Source organism: Rhodococcus sp. G6(2025) (assembly GCF_058628105.1).
The window spans coordinates 6,052,955-6,076,313 of record NZ_CP179750.1 but is presented as its reverse complement, the minus strand read 5'-3'; the positions used below and the strand labels follow the sequence as shown (position 1 = coordinate 6,076,313).

Here is a 23,359-nt window from a genome sequence, read left to right as displayed (position 1 = left end):
GCTACCGTTCTTGCATGCCCCGCCCCGACACCGTCCCCGTGTACACGATGCGCCAGCTGGCGGCGTTCGTGGCGGTCGCGGAGACCGGAACGATCAGTGGTGCGGCCGAGCGGATGCACCTGTCGCAGTCGGCGCTGTCCGCGGCGGTGACGGACCTGGAGAAGGCACTGAAGGCGCAATTGTGTGTGCGCCGGCGGGCCCGCGGTGTGCAGCTGACCCCGACGGGGGAGGCGGTCCTGTCGCGGGCGCGCGCCCTGTTGCAGCAGGCGGGGGAGTTGCAGTCCGACGCGTCCGGGGAGGGCGGTGTCGTCGCGGGGCCGATCGCCGTCGGCTGCTACCCCGCGCTCGGCCCGACGATCCTGCCGTCGATGTTGTACGCGTTCACAGCCGAGTACCCGCGGGCGTCCGTGGAGTTCCGGGAAGACACGCAGAACCGGTTGCGGACGCAGCTCGAGGGCGGCGAACTGGACGTCGCCATCGTCTACGACCTGGACCTGTCCCCGGAGTGGCAGACCGTGCCGCTCATGACCCGGGAGCCGATGGTGGTGTTCGGGGCGGAGCATCCGCTGGCGGGAGTCGACGGGCCGGTGCGGCTCGTGGATCTGGCCGAGCACCCGATGGTGCTGCTGGACGCGCCACCGAGCACCAACCATGCGATGGACGTCTGCCGGGAGGCCGGTTTCGCGCCCCGGGTGGCGTACCGGACCGCGAACTTCGAGACGGCGCGGGCCTTCGTCGGACGCGGCCTGGGGTGGACGCTGCTGTTGCAACGACCCCTGGTCGACGTCACGTACGAGGGTCTGCCCGTCGTCGTGAAACCGATCGCCGAACCGAAACCGGCGTCGGTGGCCGTGGTCGTGGCATGGCATCAGGAGGCGACGCTGAGCCGGGTCGCGCGAGCATTCATCCGGTTCGTCACGCCCTGAGCTGCGCATTCGTGCCTTCCACGGTTTTTCTGCAATTCATGCGGGGATAGTCCCGCTTTTCAGATGTATGTGAGTCGGGTCATTGTTTTCCGGTAGCGCGATGAGTATGCGCGCAGCAGAACCGGGAAGGCAGACGATGACGGCAATCACCGAGGCGACACCGCCGGTGTCCCACAAGGAAGCGCGCAGGGCAGTCCTGTCGAGCTTCGTCGGTACCGCGATCGAGTGGTACGACTTCTTCATCTACGGCACCGCCGCAGCCCTGGTGATCGGACCGCAGTTCTTCCCCGGCGCGTCGACGTTCGCCGGAACCCTCGCCGCATTCGCCACGTTCGCGGTCGGATTCATCGCCCGCCCGATCGGCGGTGTCGTCATGGGCCACTTCGGTGACCGCATCGGGCGCAAGTCGATGCTGGTGCTGTCGCTGACCATGATGGGCGCCGCGACTGTCGGCATCGGCCTGCTCCCGAACTTCGAGGCCATCGGGGTGGCCGCACCCATCCTGCTGGTGGCGTTGCGGTTCGTCCAGGGCATCGGCGTCGGCGGCGAATGGGGCGGTGCGGTGCTCATGGCCACCGAACACGCCCCGGAAGGCAAGCGCGGACTGTACGGCGCGGCACCGCAGATGGGTGTCCCGGCCGGAGTGATCATGGCGAACGTCGTGTTCCTCGCCGTCACCCAGTTGCTGTCCGACGACGCGTTCCAGACGTGGGGCTGGCGGGTGCCGTTCCTGATGAGCGCCGTGCTCGTCGGCGTCGCGATGTGGATTCGCCTCGGCGTCTTCGAGTCCCCGGCGTTCGCGGAGGCCAAGGAGAGCGACACGATCGTGAAGATGCCGATCGTCGAGGTGCTGACCCGCAACTGGCGGACGGTCCTGCTCGCGGCGGGCACGTTCATTGCGACCAACGGCATCGCCTACGTGTTCATGGTGTACGTCCTGACGTACGGCACCAAGGAACTCGGCTACAGCCGCGCCACGATGCTCACACTGCTGATCGTCGCGTGCCCGGTCTGGATGGCGGGCATGGCCGTGTCGGCCTGGAAGTCGGACGTGCTCGGCCGGCGCCGCGTGTACACGTGGAGTTCGATCGCGCTCGTGATCGTGGCCGCGGTGTTCTTCCCGCTCATCGACACGGCGTCGATCCCCGTCATGCTGCTCGCGATGATCGTGATGGCGGCGGTCCTCGGCACCACCGCGGGGCCGCAGTCGGCACTGTTCGCGGAACTCTTCCCCGCCCACATCCGCTACAGCGGTGCGTCTCTCGGCTACCAGATCGGCGCCATCCTCGGCGGCGGGCTCGCACCGTTCATGGCGACGTGGCTGTTCGAAGCGTTCGGCACCTCGACGGCCGTCACCGCCTACTTCGTGGTGATCGCCGTGGTCAGTCTCGTCTCGATCCTGCTGTTGCCGGAAACCAACACCAAGCGCCGGGAAGCGGAGGCCGCCTGACATGTCCACCTACTTTCAGCCACAGAAGTACCCGGCGACGGAGTTCGCGTCGACCGGTGCAACCGACGAGGCCCTGCCCGTCGTCGTCGTGGGCGCGGGACCGGTCGGCATGGGCGTCGCGCTCGGCCTCGCGCAGCGCGGCATCCCCGTCACCGTGCTCGAGGCCGCCGACCAGGTGTCGTTCGGCAGCCGGGCCATTTGTATCTCCCGGCACAGCCTCGAGGTGGCCGCCCGGCTCGGTTTCGGCCCGGAACTCGAGAAAATCGTGCTCCCCTGGGTGGGTGGGCGCAGCTTCTACCGCGACGAGCAGGTGCTGCACTTCCAGATGGCGCACGGCGAACACGACGTCCGCGGGCCCATGGTCAACGTGTCGCAGTCCGAGATCGAACAGATCATGACCGACACACTGCTCGCGCACCCGCTGATCACGTTCCACTGGTCGTCGAGCGTCGCCGGGGTGCTGCGGTCGGACGAGGACGTGACGCTCGACGTCGACACCGCGTTCGGTGCTCGCCGACTCCGCACGCGCTGGGTGGTGGCCGCCGACGGCGGTCGCAGCCGGATGCGCGAACTCGCGGGAATCCGGTTGCAGGGAAACAGCTATCAGGGCAATTACGTGATCGCCGACATCCACTGGGAATCGACGCTGCCCGCCGAGCGGATGGTGTGGTTCGACCCGCCGAGCAACCCCGGCTCGACGATCATCATGCATCAGCAACCCCGCGACATCTGGCGCATCGACTACCAACTCGACAGTTCCGACGACGCCGAACTCGAGACGCAGGAAGACCGCATCCGCGACCGGATCACCCGGCACCTCGACTGGCTCGAGAACGACGTGCCGTGGACCCTCGAATGGCACGGCTTCTACCGCGCGCACGCGCTCGCGCTGGAAGACTTCACGCACGGTCGCATCCTGTTCGCCGGCGACGCCGCCCACCTGGTGCCGATCTTCGGCGTCCGCGGGCTGAACTCCGGCATGGAGGACGCCGAGACCCTGGCCTGGACCCTGGCCGCCGTCGTCCACGGGACCGCAGACGGGTCTCTCCTGCAGGCATATTCGGCCGAACGGCGCGCCGCCTGGCAGCAGAACGTCGACAACGCGGGCAAGTCGACGCTCATCATGTCGCCCGGCAGCCACGGCTACCGCACCACCCGCGACGCGGTGCTGGCGCTGGCCACGACCCGTCCGGAGTTCGGTCACCTCATCAATCCGCGGCAGTCGAGTGCGACGCACGCGCACCTGTCGCCGCTCACGTGGCCGGTGGCCGAGGGGACGACCGGCGTGCTGCCCGGGGATCCGATGGAGGACCGGCGCGTCCGCGTCGTCACCGCCGAAGGGTCGGTGGAGTCGTCGCTGAACCGGGTCCGGGGAACGGGTTTCGCGCTCCTCGGTGTCGGAGTCGACGCGGCCGGTGCCCGGATGATCGCCGCACACGCATCCGCGCTCGCGATGGCGCTGTCGCCCGAATCGGTGCGGGCGGTCGTCGTCGCGGCACCGGGTGCGGCGGTGGCCGCGGCGGCCGACCTGACGGTCCTCGACGACCCCGACGGTGCGCTGCCGACGGCTCTCGGTGCGGCCGCGGGTGAGTGTTTCGTGATCCGCCCGGACGGACTCGTCCTGTGCCGGGTCCGCGACCTGTCGCTGCTCGGCAACGTCCACGACCACCTGAAAACGGCAACCGCCCCCACGCTGGGCATCGTCCCCGCGCACACGGAGACGACGGCGACACCGGACGAACTGCTGCGCGAGAACGTGTGGATGGGACTGTCCGAGGCGCTCGACCAGGCGGACGAATCGGACCGCGAGGGGTTCCTGACCCGGCTCGCGCTCCTACTCGGATCGCAGTCGGGCCGGCGGGAGTTCGAGGAAGCACTGGCCGCCGCCTCCCACGTGAGTGGCAAAGTGTGCTCCGGCACTCCGCGGCACTCACATGCGGACGCTTAGCCTGGGAGCATGGCGCACCCACAGTTCCTGAACTCGCCCAAGTCCTTCGTCGTCGACGCGCTCCGCGGGGCCGTCGCCACCACCGACGATCTCGAATGGCATCCGGAACCGGGTTATCTCACACGGCGGGAACCGTTGCCGTCCGGGCAGGTCGCGTTGCTGTCGGGCGGCGGGTCCGGGCACGAACCGCTGCACGCCGGGTTCGTCGGCCGGGGCATGCTCACCGGAGCCTGCCCCGGCCTGATCTTCAGTTCGCCCAACGCGCTGCAGGTGCGGGCCGCGACCCGGGCCGTGGACGCGGGCGGCGGAGTCGTGCACATCGTGAAGAACTACACCGGCGACGTCCTCAACTTCCGCATCGCCGGCGAACTGGCGGCGGAGGACGGCGTCACGGTCGAGCACGTCCTCGTCGACGACGACGTCGCCTCCGAACGGGAGGACGGGCCCGGACGTCGCGGCACCGCGGCCACGATCGCGGTCGAGAAGATCTGCGGCGCTTCGGCCGAACGCGGCGACGACCTCGCCACCGTCGCGGAGTTCGGGCGACGCACGGCCCGGAATTCCCGCAGCATGGCGGTCGCGCTCAGCGCGTGCACCGTTCCGGGGGCGGACTCGCCGTCGTTCGACCTCCCGGAGGGGCAGATCGAACTCGGGATCGGCATCCACGGCGAACGTGGAACCGAACGGGTCGACGCGATGAGGGCGGCCGAACTGGTCCGCCGGCTCACCGACCCCGTGCTCGCCTCCCTCGGCGTGGAGCGGGGCGAGCCGGTGATCGCGATCGTCAACGGGCTCGGAGGGGCCCATCCGCTGGAGCTGCAACTGCTGTTCGGTGAGCTCGCCGACCACCTCGCGGAGTGGGGTGTGGTGATCCGTCGCTCGCTGGTCGGCAGCTTCGTCACCGCCCTCGACATGGACGGCGCGTCCATCACGCTGGTGCGCTGCGACGACCAGCTCCTCGACCTGTGGGACGCACCGACCGCCGCACCGGGATGGCCCAACGCCCCGGCCGGGGAATTCCGCGGCATCGCAGACGAATCCGAGGTGCGGTTCCGGTCGAACGTCGCCTCCCGCGAGGACGAGGCAGAGGTGCCCGGCACCGCCGACGCGCTGGGCCGGGCGGCGGTGGGTGCGTGGATCGGCGCGTTCGTGGAGAAGGTGCTCGCCGAGGAACCGAACCTCACCGACCTCGATCGCCGCGCGGGCGACGGGGACTTCGGCACCAACATGGTGGCCGCCCTCGACCACGTCGACGTTCCCGGGATCCGCGACCGCTACTCTCCGGCGACGGTGTTCGAATCAGTGTCCGACGCCTACCTCGGTCACGCGGGTGGCACGTCGGGCGCGCTGTTCGGTGTCTGGTTCCGGCAGTTCTACCGGGTGGCCGCCGACGCACCGCACGGACTGGACACGAAGGCGATCGCCGCCGCGGCACGAGCAGGCCTCGACACGATCCAGGAACTCGGCGGGGCGCAACCCGGAGACAAGACGATGATCGACGCCATCGCCCCCGCCGTCGCCGCCCTCGAATCGGCCGTCGCGGCCGGGAAGGGTCCGGCCGAGGGTCTGGCCGAGGCCGCGGACGCCGCCGCCCGCGGTGCCGAGGCCACCGCGGACATCACCGCGCGGCGCGGCCGGGCCAGTTACATCGGTGAGGCGGCGCGCGGCGTCGTGGACCCCGGTGCACTGGTGCTGTCGTGGTTCTTCGCCGAGGCCGCGGAAGCGGCCCGCACGGTCGGGTAGTCACCGCGCGCCGGGCTCGGCACGTAAGGTGAGGAGAAGAACCCCCGAGTCGTGCTGTGCAAACCCGTCGCCACACCTCTCTCCACCTGCGTACGGGGCGCAGAATCAGGGACGGACACGTAGACAGTGGAAGACACCGCCAGCCGGGGAATCCAGGCTTTCATCGCCGACGTCGTGGAACGGGGCGGCAAAGCCGTCCGGCTCACCCACTCGCGACGTAACCCCGTCCAGGTCTGGGGCGACGACGGCACGAGCTGCATCGTGCGGGTGCGCTCCAAGCTCAGCGGCGACTGGCAGGCCCGCAAACAGGACGAATCGCTCGACGACGACGACACCGGCTCGCAGTTCTGGGTGTTCGTGGATCTCGCGAGTTCGCCGGAGGAGTTCTTCGTCGTGCCCTCGTCCGAGGTCGCCGACGATATCCGCGCCGAGGTGGATCTGTGGATGATGGACACCCCCGGACGCACGCGGACCGGACATCACGCGATCCCGCTGAGCCGGATCGCGCACGGTCGCGGGCGCTGGGACCTGCTCGGGCTGGCGGGGGAGAAAGACCCCAGCCGGTACAGCGACGCGCAACGCGCGACGACGGCGGCGACGTTGCGCGCCGACGCCGACGCCCGCGCTTCGGCCCGGAAGAAGCCGGCCAAGGCGACGGCGGCGTTGGAGGAATTGATCGATACCCGCCTCGAGGTCGTGGCGGACTTCGAGGGATATCGGTTGGTCGGACGGTTCGACCCCGACACCCAGACTCTGGAGATCATGCGTGGTCCGATGCAGGGCCGCCGGTTCCCCGACCCCACGACGGCGGCGACCGCCGTTGCCAGTCACATCAGCGGAGACATCGAAACCCACGACGGCTGGGAATTCTGGCGCACCGAACAAGGCGAGCGAATTCCTATGGGGCAGAACAGTATCCGATAGCAGCTGAGAGTTCCCTGAAACTGTTCCGGCGCGCGGCGGTTGAGAATACCCTGAGGTGGGTACCGCAGACATGATCCGCCGTGCATCGGCGGTTGTGGCCACGGCCGATGGGAGCTCATCATGCGAATCGTCGATGGCACAGTGCACGCCGTGTCAGGTGCTGCGAACGCGACGACCAGTGCGGTCGGCGCGGTCGGAGGGGCCGCGATCGGTGGTGTGGTCGGCGGAGTGCGCGGAGCGGCGAGCGGGGTCCGGTCCGGCATGGAGAGCGGGAGTCATTCGACGCCTGCCGCCGCGCTGACCTTGGCCGCCGTCGGCGCAGCCGGACTGGTCGAGTGGCCGGTGCTGGTCACCGTGGGCGGGGCGGCGCTCGTGCTGCGGCAGTTCGGCGCGGGTTCCAGGCAGTAGCTGCCGTGGGACTCGGTCGATACGTCCGTGCCGCCGCATCCCTGCCGGTGCGCGGCGCCGGTGTCGGACTCGGGGTGGCGTCTTACGGAGGCACGGTCGCAGCCGATCTGATATCCACCACCGCACGGACCGCGACGCAGATCGCCACCGAGGTGCTCGGGGGAACCCCGGCCCGCCGCACGAGTTCCGGACGCGGCCGTGCCTGGATCGAGGTCCGCGGACTCGACGGACCTCGCGGGGACGACGTGGCCGCGACCGTTCTCGGCGCCGTCCGGGAGACCGCCGGTGTGGCGGGAGCCGAACTCAACCGCGCGCTGTCCCGGCTGGTGGTGACGGTCGACGAGCACGGACCGTCGGTGGCCGCGCTGTGTGCCGTGGTCGGGGGCGCGGAGGATGTCGCGCGACCGATCGCCCGCGGTGCCGTCCGCGACCGGCCCGGAGAACTTCCCGGCGACGACGTCGCACTCGCCGAACGCGCGCTCGCACTGGCCGCCGTCACGACGGGCCTGGTCGCGGCCGCCGGCGTTCGCCTGCTTCCGATGCCGGCCCTGCCGGCGGCGGTGCCAGCCGCCGCCGTCACGTTCGTCAACTATCAACCCCGATTGCGCAGCATGGTCGAGGACCGGCTCGGGCCGGACGCCGCCGAACTGCTGCTCGCCACCGCTCAGGCCGTCGGCGACGTGCTGCGGCGGGCACCTGCGTCACTCGCCGTGGACGTGGCATTGCGGTCGGCGATCACGGCGGAGGCGTGGTCGGGCCGGCGGGTGTGGCACCGCCGCGAACCCGAACTGGCCCGGGACCCCGCGGACGACACGGAGCGCCCCGCCCGCCCGCGCGGCGCATCGGGACCGGTGGAGCGGGACGTGGACAGGGCGGCGATCGCGCAGTGGGTGGGCGCGACCGCGGTGGGAGCGGCGACCCGAAGCGTCGCAGGCGCCGCGGACGCGGCCCTGGTCGCCGCGCCGAAGGCGGCGCGCACCGCACGCGAGGCCTTCGCCGCGACACTGGGCCGTGGACTGGCCGATCGCCACGCCGTGCTGGCCCTGCGTCCCGGCGCGCTGCGCTGCCTGGACCGGGTCGACGCGGTGGTCGTGGACCCGTCGGTGCTGCACACGGCCGAACTTCGGGTGAGCGGGATCCGTGCGGTTCGGGACGCCGACCGGACGAGAGTGTGGGAGGCCGCTCGATCTGCCGTGGAGGCCGGCGCCCTCGGGGTGGGCTGGCACGCGCTGACCGACCTTCCGGACGATGTCGCCGCGGCAGCCGTGGACGAAGATGCCGCCGTACTCGTGACGCCTGCCCACCATCCGAGCGCGGCGGCCGTGCTCGCGCAGGCGCGCTCGTCGGGCGCCCAGGTGGTGTCGGTGAACGTGGACACGCTCGGCGGACTCCGCTCGGCGTTCGACGATCTGCTCCCGTCGAGCGGGTCACTGGATGTCGATCTGCGCGACGGCGTCGCGCAGTTGCAGGCTAACGGCGCGACGGTGGCGGTGGTCGCCGGCCGGGCGCCGCACGCACTGTCGTCCGCCGATGTCGGTATCGGTGTCCTCGTCGACGACGCCCCGCCGCCGTGGTGCGCGGACCTGCTGGTCGACGACCTCGTCGGAGTGTGGCGGGTGCTGCGGTCCCTGCCGGACGCGCGGACGGCGAGCAGGCGCGGCGTCGAGATCGCAACGGCGGCGTCGATGCTCGGTGCGCTCGTCATGCTGCCGGGAGTGCGTGGGCGTGGACCCGGACCCGTCACGGTCGGCGCGGCGGCAGGACTGTGGACGGGGCATTCCCTCGCGCGCGCTGTGCTGCGGGCCGAGGTTCCACCCGCCGCCCCGGTTCACGCCTGGCACGAGATGCCGGTGCCGGACGTGCGCCGGCTGCTTCCCGCGCGCAACGAGGAGGAGGCCGCGGTCTCCCGGCGCCGGTCGGTGAATCTGGTGCTGACCCCGGTCGAGGCGATCGGGCGGCTCACGGCGTGGCCGGTCGGGTTGGCCTGGGATTTCGGCCGGGCGATGCGGACGGAACTGTCGGATCCGCTGACCCCCGTCCTCGCCACCGGATCGGCGGCGAGCGCCCTGCTGGGGTCGCCGATCGACGCGGTGCTCGTGGGGTCCGTGCTGGCGGGCAACGCCGCGCTGTCGGCCGTGCAACGCCTGCACGCGGAACGTCTGCTGAACCGGTTGCTGGCGGCGGGCGATCCGCCCGCGCATCGCGTCGCCGGGCCTCCGGAGCGCCGGGTGACCGAGCGGGTGGAGGCGTCGCGGTTGCGGCCGGGCGACGTGATCGAGATCGGTCCCGGCGAGGTGGTGCCCGCCGACGGCAGGCTGGTCGAGGCGTCGGGCGTCGAAGTCGACGAGTCCTCGCTCACCGGGGAATCGCTGCCGGTGAGCAAGCAGACGTCGCCGACTCCGGGCGCACCACTCAGTGACCGCGCCTGCATGGTGTTCGCGGGGACCACGATCCTCACCGGCACGGCGGCGGCGATCGTCACCGCGGTGGGCGACGCAACGGAAGCGGGACGCGCGGGTGCCCTCACCCCCGCGAGTGCGTCGCACGTGGGTCTGCAGGCGCAGCTCAGAAGCCTCACCGACCGGGTGCTGCCCGTCAGCGTGGGAGGCGGCGCGCTGGTCACCGCCGTCGGGTTCCTGCGCGGCACCGGACTGCGGCAGGCCGTCACGAGCGGCGTCGCGGTCGCGGTGGCGGCGGTTCCCGAGGGTCTACCGCTCGTCGCGACACTCGCGCAGCAGGCCGCCGCACGCAGACTGACGAGGTCGGGCGCACTGGTGCGGACGCCGCGGTCCGTCGAGGCACTCGGCCGCGTCGACGTGGTGTGCTTCGACAAGACGGGCACCCTGAGCGAGAACCGTCTGCGGGTCGTCACCGCCGTCCCGGAGCCGGGGTTCGATCGCGAGGACGTGCTCGTGTGCGCGGGCCGGAGCGCCGTGACCCCCGACGGCAGTCCGGCCGCGCACGCCACCGACGCCGCGATCGCCGACGCTGCAGTGGACCTGCTAGCGCAGGAGGAGGACCGGAGCAGTTACCTTCCGTTCCGCTCCGGACGGCCCTACTCCGCCTCGCTGTCCGGGACACACGTGTCGGTGAAGGGTGCACCGGAGGTCGTGGTCGCGGCGTGCACCGGCATCGACGCGGACAAGGTCCACGACGCCGTTCTCGGCATGGCTGCCGACGGGTTACGCGTCATCGCCGTCGCCCGCCGGACCGTCACGCCCTTCCAGGCGCGTCGCGCGGCCGACGACACCGCGGTGCTCGACGATCTATGCGGCAGTGGGCTGCAACTCGTCGGACTGCTCGGGCTGGCGGACACCCCGCGCCCCGAAGCGGCCGGACTGCTCCCGGCACTGGAAGGGCTACAGGTCGGGGTCCGGCTGATCACCGGCGACCATCCCGTCACGGCCACCGCCATCACGAAAGAGCTGGGACTGGCGGTGTCGTCCGAGCAGGTGATCAGCGGGACCGACTGGGACACCCTGTCGCACCGGGGGCAGGAGAATGCCGTCGAGAAGTGCGTCGTCTTCGCCCGGATGTCGCCCGAGAACAAGGTGCAGATCGTGCAGACCCTCGAGCGAGTCGGTCACGTCTGCGCGATGGTCGGCGACGGCGCCAACGACGCGGCCGCGATCCGGGCGGCCAGCGTGGGGATCGGTGTCAGCTCACGCGGCAGCGACCCGGCCCGCAGCGCCGCGGACGTGGTGCTCCTCGACGGCCGTGTCGACGCGTTGCTCGACGCCCTCGACGAGGGCCGTCAGCTGTGGCGGCGGGTGCAGGCGGGGGTGTCGGTGCTGCTCGGCGGGAACGCCGGGGAGGTGGCGTTCGCCCTGATCGGCAGCGCGATCGCCGGACGGTCGCCGCTCACCGCGCGTCAGCTCCTGCTGGTGAACGTGCTCACGGACGCCCTGCCCGCGGCCGCCCTCGCGGTGAGCCCGCCCAACGAACAGGCCCGGGGAGAGGGCCGCGGCCCGGACAGCGCTGCGCTGTGGCGGACCGTCGCGATCCGCGGCGCCGCCACCGCGGCAGGCGCGACGACGGCGTGGGCGCTGGCGAGCGTGACGGGCAGGCAACGCCGGGCGTCGACGGTCGGGCTGGTGGCGCTGGTCGGCACGCAGCTGGGTCAGACACTGATCGATTCGCGGAGCCCGCTCGTGGTGCTCACCGCGGGCGGTTCACTGGCCGCACTCACCGTCATGGTCAGTACTCCCGGTGTCAGCCAGCTCCTCGGGTGCACCCCGCTCGGGCCGGTCGGGTGGGCCCAGGCGCTGGGCTGCGCGGGTGCGGCGGCCGCGGCGGCCGCGTTCGCACCGGGGTTGCTCGAAAAGCTTGCGGGCGATCAGTCGACGATCTCGATCACACCCGCCCGCAACAGCACCGCATACACCTCCCGCAGCGGTGGGGTGAGCACGCGGGTGACCACCCCGGTCAACGGGTCCCCGGCGGCGGAGAAGACACCGGCAGCGGTCTGGGCGACGGAACTCAGCACAGCTGACACGGTCCGCGATCAAGGTGGCTGACCGGGAAACGGCACGGACAAGGGAGACGAACCATGGCCCAACGAACGTCGCAGGCGGAATCGCAGAGCGACGCCGTCCAGCGGGTGCGGGAGGCCCGCAGCTTCGCGGTGCAGCTACCGATCCTCGGCAGGGTGCCGCTGCCGAGGCCCGAGCAACTGGCATTCTTCGCGGCGATCGGCTTGCTCGCCGCCGTCGAGATCATCGAATGGCCGGTTGCCCTGACCATCGCGGCAGGACACATCCTGATCACCGATCAGCACAACCGCGCCGTCCAGGAGATCGGGGAGGCCCTGGAAGGCGCGTGACGCGGAAGTCCGGATCAGGCGGGCGGGCAGGCCGGTGACGTCAGCTGCGCGATCGCCACGATGGAACATGCCGTCGCCTTCGACAATTTCCACGTCCCGTTCTCGCCCGGCACGAAGATGGCGGGCAGGGTGTTCTGCTGCACCTGGCCGTTGATCGTCAGCTGCAGCTGCGCGCTGGCGCTGCCGTCACCGTTGTCGATCACCGGGTCCAGGACCGTGACCTGCGCGCCCGCCTGCTGGGCGGCGGCAGCAACCTGATTGAACAGGTTCGGGTCCTGCTCCGAACCCTCCACCATCGCGATCTTCTCCTCGAGCGGAGTGGCCGGGTCGAGGCCCTTCGCCAGCAGGGCGTTGAGTTCGGCCGCGGTCGGCAGAACGAGGTCGTCGGTGGTCTCGGCCGCTGCCGTGGTCGTGGACGTGGTGGTTGCGCTCGGGCCGGACGGCTCGTCGGAACCACAAGCGGACATCGTGAGGGCTGCGGCGATCGCTACCGCGGCAACCGTGATTTTGCGGATCGTCAACTCAGTTACCTCTTCGTATCTCGGTGCGCTGGTCGTTCGGTCTCACATCGAGTCTGAAGGTTTGGGCAGCGTCGCGCCGTCGAAGCCAGAGAATTCTCAGACTTCGACCGAATTCACGCAGCCGTACCGAACGCGCCGCGGTACGGAGTGGCGTGGCTCCACTGCAGAGCGGCAGCCGTGACGTCGGACGCGGGAAGGTCGTGGTGATGGGTCTGGATGAACGCGATCAGTGCGCGGGCGGTGCGCGCGAGGGCGACCTTGTGCCTGCGGGACGTCTCCGCGAGTTCGGTGAACGCGTCGTTCTCGGAGCATCCGCGGTAGGCGATGAGAATGCCGACCGCGATGTCGACGGCTGTGCGGGTGGAGTAGCTGGGCGCTGTCATGAATGTTCTCCCAACCTGCGTCGCAATGGGTACCACTCCATCCTCCCGCACTCGGTAGGACGTCGAAAGGGTTCGAATCTCCTCGAGCCTTCCTCGTGCGAGTTCTTCACCCAGGTTTTCCCTTACGGTAGGGGCATGGCTACCGTCTGGACGATCCCGATCGACATCACTTCTCGCTGGCTCGACAATTCCGAGGTCCAGACTTTCCTCGCGTCCAACGACCTGGACAACGCGGCACCCGACCCCCGGGTGCGGTTCGCGCAGTTCGCGGACGTCACGAAGTCGCTGGAACGGCACATCGGGCACACCTTCTCCTCGGTGCAGGGCGCGGCCACCGCACTCTTCGACGGCATCGACGGCGGTGTGCCCGTCGCGTTGAAACTGGCGGCGCTGCGCCTGATCCTGAAGGAGGTGTATCAGACCCGCCACGCGCCGCAGCCGTTCCCGAAGCGGGTCGGTGAGGAACTCGGCACCTACGTCTACGCGCTCCTCGATCCCCGCAACAGGTCGGTGTTCTACGTCGGCGCCGGACGCGGCACCCGGGTATACGGCTACGTGTGGGAGGCATTGGCCGAGAACGAGCACCGGAAGACGCTCGAGGATCCGGAGACCGACAGCGCCGAGGTGAAGGCCGCGACGATCGCCCGCATCCGCGAGATCTACGATTCCGGCCACGAGGTCGAGCACTACGTCGTGGCGCATCGGATCGCCGACACCGGGGACGTCGCCGGCGCGGTGCGGGGCGGAGTCGTGGGAGCGTTGGGGCTGAACGAGGGTGCGGTGCTCAGCAATCTCGCCGGTGGCGCGGGCGAGCATCGCGCGGTACCCGTCGACGACCTCGTGTTGCAGTACGCAGCAGAACCCGTCCCGAACCTGCCGACCCCCTGCGTGGTCCTCGACGTGCCCGCCGCGTCCCGGCGCGGCGTGACGCCGGAGGAGGTGTACGAACTGTCCCGCGGCGCGTGGGCGGCAGGCGCTGCCGTCCGCAACACCGACGACATCCCGGTGATCGTGTTCGCGGACAACATCGTTCGCGCCGCATACCGTGCCAAGTCCTGGTCGTCCGTCGCACGACCCGGTGACGCGGCGCTGTGGCGGTTCACCGGCGAGCCCGACACCGAACTGGAGAGCCAATTCGTGAACAAGCGCATCGTCCCCGCCAAGGTCGGTCTGAAGAAGTGGCCCACCCACGGCTGGGTCCCGCACCTCACCCAGGCGCGCCCCGGCCGCTGACGTGAGTGGCGAAGCGTGCCCCGGCACACTTTGCCACTCACCTGCAGAGTGGGCCTCCCGAGTCGGTGGGGTGTGGTAAGTCTGAGCCGACCGGAGTTGGGGAGCGAAGGGAGGCCACGTGCTCGTACTGCATCGCGCCGAGCGTTCCACCACTCTCGCGTCGGCTCTCGGCGACGTGCTCGCGACCCCGCTGTCCGATCCGTTCGCCCGGGAGGTCGTCGCCGTCCCGGCGAAGGGGGTGGAGCGCTGGCTCACCCAGCGACTCTCGACCGCGCTCGGTGCCCGGCCCGACGTCGGCGACGGGGTGGCCGCCAACATCGACTTCCCGTCCCCGACCCGGCTCGTCGACGAGTGCCTCGCCGCCGCCACCGGGGTGTCCGCCGACGACGACCCATGGAACGCGTCCCGGGTGCTGTGGGCGTTGCTCGGCGTCGTCGACGACTGTCTCGGTGAGCCCTGGTGCGCCGTCCTCGCGAAACACCTCGGGCACGGTGTCCCGGACCGCGACCCGGACGATCACCGGCCGGGCCGGCGCTACGCGACCGCGTCCCACCTGACCGATCTGTTCCGCAGTTACGCCGCACAGCGGCCGGCGATGCTGGTCGACTGGGCCGGTGGCCGCGACACCGACGGTGCGGGTGGTCCACTCGACGACGACCTTCTCTGGCAGGCCGAACTGTGGCGGCGGCTGCGCGAGAAGATCGGCGGCCCCGCTCCCGCCGAGCGGCTCGACTCCGCCTGCGCCTGGCTGCGCGCGGAACCGGACCTCGTCGAACTCCCCGCCCGACTGTCGCTGTTCGGTCCGACGCGCCTCGCCACCGATCAGATCGCCGTCCTCGCCGCCCTCGCCATCAATCGTGATGTGCACCTGTGGCTTCCGCATCCGAGTCCGGCCATGTGGTCGTCGTTGTCGACGGCAGACAGTGTTCTCGCACGCGCCGACGACCACAGCGCGCTGTCCGTCGCCCACCCGCTGCTGTCGAGCCTGGCGCGGGACGTCCGCGAACTCGAGTCGAGGCTGACCCGCCTCGACGTCGACGACCTCCACCACGAGGGGCCTGCGCCCCGCGACTCCCTGCTGGGGTGCCTGCAGGCGGATGTCCGGGACGACCGGGCGCCCGCGCTCTCCGAGTGCACGGCCGACGCGTCCGTCCAGGTCCACGCGTGCCATGGACCGGCCCGCCAGGTGGAGGTCCTGCGCGAATGCCTCCTGCATCTCTTCGAGGACGATCCGACTCTCGAACCGCGTGACGTGCTCGTCATGTGCCCCGACGTCGAGTCGTACGCCCCGCTGATCCGGGCCGCGTTCGGGCAGGACGTGCTCGGGCATCCCGGCCATCGCCTCCGGGTCCGGCTCGCGGATCGTGCCCTGCACCAGACCAATCCGGTTCTCGCCGTGGTGTCGACTCTCCTCGAACTCGCCGACGCGAGGGTGACGGCGAGTCAGGTCCTCGACCTGTCGGCGGCCGCGCCGGTACGCAGGCGGTTCCGGTTCGGCGACGACGACCTCGAACGGATCCGGGAGTGGGCGACCGCGACAGGCGCCCGCTGGGGAATCGGGCCGCGGCAGCGCGCCGCATTCGGTCTCGGCGACTTCCCACAGAACACGTTCACCACCGCGCTCGACCGCATCCTGCTCGGCGCCGCCGCCGACGAGTCCGAAGGCGAATGGCTCGCCCTGGCGCTGCCGCTCGACGACGTCGACAGCAACGACATCGACCTCACCGGGCGGCTGGCCGAATTCGTCGACCGGCTCGACGTCGCGCTGCGCGGGCTCGGCGGTCCGCAGTCGGTCGCGGACTGGTCGAGCGCGCTCACCCGGGCACTCGACCTCCTCGTCGACGTCAGCGCCGCCGACACGTGGCAACTCGCGCAGGCGCGACGAGAACTCGGGGCGGCGATGGAGCACGGCGGCGACGCGGTCCTGCGACTGTCGGACGTGCGCGCCATGCTGGCCACCCGGCTCGCGGGCCGCCCCACCCGCGCGAACTTCCGCACCGGCGAGCTGACGGTGTGCACCATGGTGCCGATGCGGTCGGTGCCGCACCGCGTCGTCGTTCTCCTCGGCCTCGACGACGAAGTGTTCCCGCGCGGGGTGAGCGTGGACGGCGACGACGTGCTGGCCCGTAATCCGCTTCTCGGAGAACGTGATCCGCGCAGCGAGGACCGGCAGTTGCTGCTCGACGCCGTGATGTCGGCGAGTGAGAAACTGCTGCTGTTCTATACGGGCGCCGACCCCGTCACCGGCATGTCCCGGCCGCCGGCGATCCCGCTGTCCGAGCTGCTCGACGCAGTGGCGGCCACCGTCGGGAGCGATGCCGTCCCCGGCATCGTGACCCGGCATCCGTTGCAGCCGTTCGATGCACGCAACTTCCGGCCCGGGCACCCGTTCAGCTTCGATCGGGCGGCGCTGGCCGGTGCCCGCGCCGCGCAGCATCCGCCCGAACCGGAGCCCGCATTCCTGCCGGCACCGCTGGTGCCGCCGCCGCTGGGGGACGTCGATCTCGCGGACCTCATCGCGTTCCTGGTGCACCCGACGCAGGCGTTTCTGCGGCAACGGCTCGGGTTGCGGGTCCCCGACGTGGACGAGGACCTCGCCGACGCACTGGAGGTGTCGCCCGATCCGCTGGCCCGGTGGGATCTCGGCCAGAGGATGCTCGTCGCGAGGCTGACGGGAGTCGAACTGGCCGACTTCCGCGCCGCGGAGTGGCGCCGCGGGACGTTGCCGCCGTTCAAGCTGGGGGAGTCGGTGCTCGGTGGAATCGAGCACGCGGTCGAGTCGCTCGTCGCCGTCAGCGGGTCCGTGCACGTCGGGCGGGCGGAAACCGTGGACGTCGATGTCGATCTCGGCTCCGGACGGCGCCTCACCGGCACCGTCGGCGGGGTGCACGGGTCGGTGATCGCGAGCACCACGTATTCGAAGTTGGGGCCGAAACACCGCCTCGCAGCCTGGGCACAGTTGCTGGCGGTCGCGGCGTCCGACAACGAGACCGAGTGGACTGCCGTCACGACCGGCCGCGGCGCGTACAGCCGTCCGGCGTGGCGGTCGACCCTCACTGCACCCGAGAACGCAGCGGAGGAGTTGGTGCGACTCGTCGAACTGCGCGATCTGGGGCTGCACGCGCCGTTGCCGATCGCCACAGGCGCGTCGGCGGCCTATGCCGAACGACGCCACGGCGGCAGCAGCATGGAGGACGCGATCGAGGCGGCCCGGAAGGAATGGAGCAGTGACTTCGGTGACTCACGCGACCGGCACATCACGTACGTGTACGGGTCCTCACCAGGAATCGACGTCCTCGGCGACACGGTGACCATCGAGAACTACGCCCGGCAACTGTGGGCGCCGCTGCTCGCCGCCGAGACGCTGGCGCAGCCGTGACCGGCGCGCGAGGCTTCGACCTCCTCGGTCCGCTGCCGGAGGGCACGACGGTGCTCGAGGCGAGCGCCGGAACCGGCAAGACGTACGCGATCGTCGGCCTGGCCGCTCGCTTCGTCGCCGAGGGAGGCGTGGACCTGTCCCAGCTGTTGCTGGTGACGTTCAGCCGGGCGGCCACGCAGGAGCTGCGGGAACGCACCCGTGAACGATTCGGTTCCGCCGCAGCCGCATTGGCCGATCCGGCAGCGGCACGGCTGAGCGCGGATCAACTGATCCGGCATCTCGCCGAAGCCGACACCGACGAGGTGACGCTGCGCCGCCGACGCCTGCTGCAGGCACTGTCGGACTTCGACGCCGCCACCATCGTCACCACCCACAGCTTCTGCCAGCGCATGCTCGACGGGCTCGGCATCGCGGGCGAACGCGACCCCGACACCGTGCTGGTCGAGGCCGCCGACGACCTCACAACGGAGGTGATCGCCGACCTGTACCTGCGGGCCTACAGTCGCGTCGAGTCGGCGCCGTTCACGCCGGCAGAGGCCACCGCGGCCGCCCGGGCCGCCATCTTCGACCCGCAGGCCGTGCTCGCCCCGGAAGATGCGCGGGGCACCCCGGCCGGGGACCGGGTGGCGTTCGCCGAGGCGGTGCGCGCCGAAGTCGAACGGCGCAAACGCGCAGTGGGTCTGCGTGACTTCGACGATCTGCCGATGCTGCTCCACCGCGTCCTCAGCGATCCCGAGCACGGTGCGGCGGCCTGCCGGCGAGTCCGCGAACGCTACGGCGTGGTGCTCGTCGACGAGTTCCAGGACACCGACCCGCTCCAATGGGACATTCTGCGCCGCACGTTCCACGGCAGCGGAACGCTGGTGCTCGTCGGCGATCCGAAGCAGGCCATCTACGCGTTCCGCGGCGCGGAGGTGCTCAGCTATCTGGACGCGGTGCGGTCGGCCGACCGCCACCAGGAGTTGACCACCAACTGGCGCAGCGATCAGGAACTCCTCGACGGCCTCGAATATCTGCACGGCGGCGCCGCGCTCGGGCATCCCGAGATCGTGGTGCACCGCGTCGACGGTGCGAGACCGAAGTCGCGTATGACGGGTGCCGCGCCGCTACGGCTGCGGTATCTGCCGAGGACCGGCGCCGGGCCGATCAACAAGTCGGGATACCCCGCGGTCGGGCCGCTCCGGAAGCGGATCGCGGCCGACCTCGCCGCCGACATCGTCGCTCTCCTCGACGGTGGCGCGACACTCGACGTCGGGGGGAGCGCCCGACTCGTCGAACCCGGCGACATCGCCGTCCTGGTGCGCACCAACGCACAGATCACACTGGTCCACGACGCCCTCGACCGGGCGGGTGTGCCGTCCGTGCTCGCCGGTGGGGCCAGTGTCTTCACCACTCCGGCTGCGCAGCACTGGCTCTGGATCCTGCAGGCCATCGAGCAACCGCATCGTTCCGACCGGGTGCGGCTGGCCGCGCTGACCCCGCTGCTCGGACACACCGCCGAGGAACTCGACGCTCGCGGCGACGACATCGTCGCCGAGGTCGGCGGGCAGCTCCGCGAGCTGGGCGCGGTGTTCGCGCAGTCCGGTTTCGCGGCGCTGTTCGAACGGCTGTCCGCGGTCGCCGCGCTGGAGGCGCGACTGCTTCGGGTGGCAGCGGGTGAGCGGGCACTGACCGATCTCCGGCACGTGGCGCAGTTGCTCAACGGTGCCGCCGTCGAGCAGTCGCTCGGTCTGACGGCCGTCACCCGCTGGCTCACCGAACGGATGAAGGATCCGTCCTCGGGTGGGGTGGACCGCAGCCGAAGACTCGACAGCGACGCCGCGGCGGTGCAGATCGCGACCGTCCACGCCAGCAAGGGCCTCGAATTCCCGCTCGTGTACCTGCCGTACGCCTGGGACGCCGCGAAGATCTCGAAACCGAGCAAACTGCTGCTGCACGACGACGACGGACGACGCATCCTCGACGTCGGTGGTCCGGGCAGCCCCGGCTACGCGGAGCGCAGGAACCGGCACGACGCGGAAGAGGCAGGGGAGGAGTTGCGGCTGCTGTACGTCGCGGTGACCCGGGCGATGTGCGGGCTCGTGGTGTGGTGGGCACCGGCGTTCACGACCGCGGGCGCGCCGTTGCACCGGATGATCCTGGGACGGCAGCCCGGGCAGCGGGAGGTCCCGCAGAAGGTCACCGTCCCCGAGGATCCGGTTGTCGCGGAACGGTTGTCCGCGTGGGGTACGGCAGCTCCGGAGACGGTGACCGTCGAGGCGGTGGGTTCCGACCCGATCGTGCGGGTCGGATGGACACCACAGCGTGAGCCCAGCGGAGACCTGGAAGCCGCCCGCTTCCGGCGGCTGCTCGACACGCGGTGGCGTCGCACGTCGTATTCGGCGTTGACAGCGTCTGCGCACGACGCGCCCGCGGTGGGCAGTGAGGCCGAGGTCGAGGAGAAGACGGACGAACCGGACGAACCTCCGTTGCAGGCGCCGGCCGACGTCACTTCGGGGGTGCCGTCGACGATGAACGAACTGCCCGGCGGCGCGACGTTCGGCACGCTCGTCCACGCGGTCTTCGAGATCGTCGACACCGCCGCACCCGATCTGGGCGAAGAAGTGCTGCGTTGCTGCCGTGACGTGATCGCGTCGACGCTGTCGGACATCGACCCCGCCCAGCTGGCGACGGCGCTGCTGCCCGTGCTGCGGACTCCCCTCGGCGCGGGGGGCGAGCCGACTCTCGCCGACATCGCCCCCGCAGACCTGCTGGCGGAGCTCGACTTCGAACTGCCGCTCGCCGGTGGCGACACACCCTCGCTCACCGTGATGCTCGACGGCGTCGGCAGGCTGCTGCGCACCCACCTTCCCGTCGACGATCCGCTGCGGCCGTACGCCGATGCCGTGCAGACACTCGAACCGACTCCGCTGCGCGGATACCTCACCGGCAGCATCGACGTCGTGCTGCGGTTGCCCGGACCGCGATACGTCGTGGTCGACTACAAGACCAATCGCCTCGCGCAGGGCGACCTGACCACCGCGCACTACACCCGCGAGTGCATGGCCGCCGAGATGGTGCGGGCGCACTATCCGCTGCAGGCATTGCTGTATTCCGTTGCATTGCATCGCTATCTGCGCTGGCGGCAACCGAACTACGATCCGGCGGTGCACCTCGGTGGCGTCCAGTACCTGTTCGTTCGCGGAATGGTCGGCCCCGACACCCCGCCCGGCTGCGGAGTCTTCGACTGGGCACCGCCCGCCGCGCTGATCACCGAGCTGTCCGATCTGCTGTCCGGGTCGGCCTCCGAGCACGAGGGGACGCGATGACCGAGGTGCAGGTGGCGCAGCGCGGCAAGGGGATGCTGCGGGTGTTCAACGAGGCCGGTGTGCTGGCCGCCGCGGACGTGCACGTCGCGTTGCGGTTGTCGGCGCTCGGCGGCGAATCCTCGGAAGACGTCGTACTGGCCACCGCGCTGGCGGTGCGCGCGGTGCGGTCCGGCTCGGTGTGCCTGGACCTGACGCGGATCCGTGAGGTGACCGTCGACGAGGAGTCCGAAGTCGATCTCGACGCACTGCCCTGGCCGGATGACGGCATCGTCGTCGAGGCACTGCGGCGGAGTCCGCTGGTCACGGGTGGTTCGGCGGGACCGCTGCGACCGCTGCGGCTCGTCGACACGGCCGAGGGTGGCCTGCTCTACCTCGACCGGTACTTCCGGCAGGAAGCGACCATCCGGCGGGTGCTCGACCAGCGCGCCGTCGGGCATCCCCTCGTCGACGAGCAGTCGCTGCGGGAGGGCCTGGACGCGTTGTTCCGCGACCAGAACGACGACGGGGAGCCGGCCCCGGCACCGGACCGGCAGCGGATCGCCGCCGCAGTGGCCGCCACACAATGGACGTCAGTGGTGGTCGGCGGACCCGGAACAGGCAAGACGCACACCGTCGCCCGGGTGCTGGCGCTGCTGACCAGGCAGCCAGGGCCGGGTCTCCGGATCGCGCTCGCCGCACCCACCGGAAAGGCCGCGGCGCGGTTGCAGGAGTCGGTGCGCGAGCAGTCCGACGCACTCGGGTTGCCACCCGACCTGACTGCGATGACGCTGCACCGGCTGCTGGGCTGGCAGCGCGGCCGTGGCAGCCGGTTCCGCTACAACGCGAACAATCACCTGCCCTACGACGCGATCGTGGTCGACGAGACGTCGATGGTGTCGCTGACGATGATGTGCCGACTCCTCGAGGCGGTCCGCCCGGACACCCGGCTGGTGCTCGTCGGCGACCCCGATCAGCTGACGTCCGTCGACGCGGGCGCGGTTCTGGCCGATCTCGTGGCCAGGCCGGTGACGGGAACCGAGAATCCGGTGCTCGCCAGGATCGTCGGCGATGACCTGGAGGCGGCCGACGACCCGCTCGAAGCCGCCTTGAGCGCTGGGGAACGGGACAGGTTGCGGGGCGGAGTGGTCCGGCTCAGCCGAGGGCGGCGGTTCGGCGGCGGCATCGCTCAGCTGGCCGTCGCGGTGCGGAAGGGTGAACCGGACGAGGTTGTGAAGATCCTGTCGAGCGGTTTCCCCGAGGTGTCGTTCCACGGTCCCGAAGATCTGGACGCACTGCGGGCGGACGTGGTGGGGACGGCCGCCGCGGTCACCGCAGCCGCGGAATCCGGCGATGCCTTTGCTGCACTGCGGCATTCGGAGGAGCACCGGCTGTTGTGCGCGCACCGGGAAGGTCCGTACGGCGTGCAGCGGTGGGCGCGGCAGGCGGTGGAGTGGATAGGGGAGGCGACGGGGCAGCGGCTGAACCCGGATCGCTGGTATCCGGGCCAGCCGCTGATGGTGACTGCCAATGATCACGAAACGAAGATCTACAACGGCGACACCGGGGTGATCGTGCGCCGCGACGACGACGAACTCGTCGCCGCGTTCGTGCGGGGCAACGAACCGTTCCTGTTGCATCCGACGCATCTGTCCGCGGTGCAGACGGTGTACGCGATGACGATTCACCGCAGTCAGGGCAGCCAGTACGACACGGTGTCCGTGGTTCTTCCCGGCGAGGCGTCGTCGCTGCTGACTCGCGAATTGCTGTACACCGCGATCACCCGGGCACGAAAGCACGTGCGGATCATCGGGTCCGAGGATGCAGTGCGGGCGGGAGTGCAACGTCGGGTGCTGAGGGCGAGTGGGCTTCGGAGGGCGATTCCGTAGCACGGCTCCGCCGGTAGGCGATCACGACCGCGAGTGTTGCCGACACGAAGACGACCTGCAGGAGTGTCCGGGGGATCAGGGCTTCGAACGGTCCCGTCGAGAGTCCCTCTACGGCGGCGTACACGTTCGCCGGGAACATCAGGATGAGCAGGGCGGTGAGGCAGCCCGCCGCCCACGGCGCAGTGCGTCGTATCAGCAGTCCCGCGGCGCCTGCCAGTTCGAGCAGACCGGTCACGGTCACCAGTAGCTCGGGGTTCGGCAGCGACGGCGGGACCATGGCGACGAGTTCCGCACGCATCCCCACGAAATGGGCCATGCCGGTCAGCGTGAACATGGCCGCGAGTCCGCCCCGCAGGGCAACAGGCCACGGCCGGAGCCGGCGCACACCCGCCGCACCTGCAACGAGGAGTGCCAGAGTGACGGCAACGAGGGCGATCAAGGGTTCCATG

15 protein-coding genes are annotated in these 23,359 nt (G+C 70.6%); 12 read left to right on the top strand and 3 right to left on the bottom strand.

Annotated features, from left to right (window positions below; all coding sequences use genetic code 11):
* Positions 1 to 14 precede the first annotated feature (14 nt).
* The 8 genes from ACLIVD_RS28070 to ACLIVD_RS28035 all read left to right on the top strand — a co-directional run bounded on the left by ACLIVD_RS28070 (position 15) and on the right by ACLIVD_RS28035 (position 12,221).
* Complete coding sequence (locus ACLIVD_RS28070) at positions 15 to 926, top strand: LysR substrate-binding domain-containing protein (protein ID WP_477953615.1); 912 nt, start codon at positions 15 to 17, stop codon at positions 924 to 926.
* A 136-nt stretch (positions 927 to 1,062) separates the two neighbouring features.
* Entirely contained in the window at positions 1,063 to 2,376 is a 1,314-nt protein-coding gene (locus ACLIVD_RS28065) for an MFS transporter (protein WP_061044352.1), read from the top strand.
* Between the two features lies 1 nt (position 2,377).
* A complete protein-coding gene (locus ACLIVD_RS28060; RefSeq protein ID WP_491930986.1) occupies positions 2,378 to 4,324 on the top strand; it encodes an FAD-dependent monooxygenase in 1,947 nt (648 codons plus the stop codon).
* Positions 4,325 to 4,333: 9 nt separating this feature from the next.
* Positions 4,334 to 6,067 (top strand): dihydroxyacetone kinase subunit DhaL, encoded by a 1,734-nt coding sequence (dhaL, locus tag ACLIVD_RS28055; RefSeq protein ID WP_491930985.1) that lies wholly within the window; start codon positions 4,334 to 4,336, stop codon positions 6,065 to 6,067.
* Between the two features lie 126 nt (positions 6,068 to 6,193).
* A complete protein-coding gene (locus ACLIVD_RS28050) occupies positions 6,194 to 6,991 on the top strand; it encodes a hypothetical protein (protein WP_491930984.1) in 798 nt (265 codons plus the stop codon).
* Between the two features lie 120 nt (positions 6,992 to 7,111).
* Positions 7,112 to 7,399 (top strand): hypothetical protein, encoded by a 288-nt coding sequence (locus tag ACLIVD_RS28045; protein ID WP_005252344.1) that lies wholly within the window; start codon positions 7,112 to 7,114, stop codon positions 7,397 to 7,399.
* Positions 7,400 to 7,404: 5 nt separating this feature from the next.
* Positions 7,405 to 11,916 (top strand): cation-translocating P-type ATPase, encoded by a 4,512-nt coding sequence (locus tag ACLIVD_RS28040; protein ID WP_491930983.1) that lies wholly within the window; start codon positions 7,405 to 7,407, stop codon positions 11,914 to 11,916.
* Between the two features lie 32 nt (positions 11,917 to 11,948).
* On the top strand, positions 11,949 to 12,221 hold the full coding sequence (locus ACLIVD_RS28035) for a hypothetical protein (RefSeq protein ID WP_105413430.1): 273 nt from the start codon (positions 11,949 to 11,951) through the stop codon (positions 12,219 to 12,221).
* Between the two features lie 14 nt (positions 12,222 to 12,235).
* Here ACLIVD_RS28035 and ACLIVD_RS28030 read toward each other — a convergent pair whose 3' ends face one another.
* Together ACLIVD_RS28030 and ACLIVD_RS28025 are read right to left on the bottom strand one after the other, a co-directional pair.
* Positions 12,236 to 12,742 (bottom strand): WKL family lipoprotein, encoded by a 507-nt coding sequence (locus ACLIVD_RS28030; protein ID WP_005252352.1) that lies wholly within the window; start codon positions 12,740 to 12,742, stop codon positions 12,236 to 12,238.
* A gap of 113 nt (positions 12,743 to 12,855) precedes the next feature.
* On the bottom strand, positions 12,856 to 13,125 hold the full coding sequence (locus ACLIVD_RS28025) for an ANTAR domain-containing protein (RefSeq protein WP_005563493.1): 270 nt from the start codon (positions 13,123 to 13,125) through the stop codon (positions 12,856 to 12,858).
* 135 nt (positions 13,126 to 13,260) lie between these two features.
* Between ACLIVD_RS28025 and ACLIVD_RS28020 the strand changes: the two genes are divergently transcribed.
* From ACLIVD_RS28020 to recD, 4 genes are all read left to right on the top strand, one after another.
* Positions 13,261 to 14,358: a GIY-YIG nuclease family protein gene (locus ACLIVD_RS28020; protein WP_283331146.1), complete on the top strand. Its 1,098-nt coding sequence runs from the start codon at positions 13,261 to 13,263 to the stop codon at positions 14,356 to 14,358.
* A gap of 118 nt (positions 14,359 to 14,476) precedes the next feature.
* Complete coding sequence (gene recC, locus ACLIVD_RS28015) at positions 14,477 to 17,737, top strand: exodeoxyribonuclease V subunit gamma (RefSeq protein WP_491930982.1); 3,261 nt, start codon at positions 14,477 to 14,479, stop codon at positions 17,735 to 17,737.
* Complete coding sequence (locus tag ACLIVD_RS28010) at positions 17,695 to 21,045, top strand: UvrD-helicase domain-containing protein (protein WP_491930981.1); 3,351 nt, start codon at positions 17,695 to 17,697, stop codon at positions 21,043 to 21,045. Before recC ends, ACLIVD_RS28010 begins: the two co-directional genes overlap by 43 nt.
* Positions 21,042 to 22,910, top strand: a complete 1,869-nt coding sequence (gene recD, locus ACLIVD_RS28005) for an exodeoxyribonuclease V subunit alpha (protein WP_491930980.1) — start codon at positions 21,042 to 21,044, stop codon at positions 22,908 to 22,910. The genes ACLIVD_RS28010 and recD overlap by 4 nt, the downstream gene beginning before the upstream one ends.
* Here recD and ACLIVD_RS28000 read toward each other — a convergent pair.
* Positions 22,828 to 23,358 carry a DoxX family protein gene (locus ACLIVD_RS28000; RefSeq protein WP_491930979.1) on the bottom strand — a complete coding sequence of 177 codons (531 nt, stop codon included), beginning with the start codon at positions 23,356 to 23,358 and terminating at the stop codon, positions 22,828 to 22,830. The genes recD and ACLIVD_RS28000 overlap by 83 nt on opposite strands.
* Between the last annotated feature and the right edge of the window lies 1 nt (position 23,359).

Coding starts and splice junctions, on each gene's coding strand:
- ACLIVD_RS28045 (WP_005252344.1), top strand. CDS start 7,112: ATGCGAATCGTCGATGGCACAGTGCACGCCGTGTCAGGTGCTGCGAAC.
- dhaL (WP_491930985.1), top strand. CDS start 4,334: ATGGCGCACCCACAGTTCCTGAACTCGCCCAAGTCCTTCGTCGTCGAC.
- ACLIVD_RS28060 (WP_491930986.1), top strand. CDS start 2,378: ATGTCCACCTACTTTCAGCCACAGAAGTACCCGGCGACGGAGTTCGCG.
- ACLIVD_RS28035 (WP_105413430.1), top strand. CDS start 11,949: ATGGCCCAACGAACGTCGCAGGCGGAATCGCAGAGCGACGCCGTCCAG.
- ACLIVD_RS28070 (WP_477953615.1), top strand. CDS start 15: ATGCCCCGCCCCGACACCGTCCCCGTGTACACGATGCGCCAGCTGGCG.
- recD (WP_491930980.1), top strand. CDS start 21,042: ATGACCGAGGTGCAGGTGGCGCAGCGCGGCAAGGGGATGCTGCGGGTG.
- ACLIVD_RS28000 (WP_491930979.1), bottom strand. CDS start 23,358: ATGGAACCCTTGATCGCCCTCGTTGCCGTCACTCTGGCACTCCTCGTT.
- ACLIVD_RS28065 (WP_061044352.1), top strand. CDS start 1,063: ATGACGGCAATCACCGAGGCGACACCGCCGGTGTCCCACAAGGAAGCG.
- ACLIVD_RS28025 (WP_005563493.1), bottom strand. CDS start 13,125: ATGACAGCGCCCAGCTACTCCACCCGCACAGCCGTCGACATCGCGGTC.
- ACLIVD_RS28020 (WP_283331146.1), top strand. CDS start 13,261: ATGGCTACCGTCTGGACGATCCCGATCGACATCACTTCTCGCTGGCTC.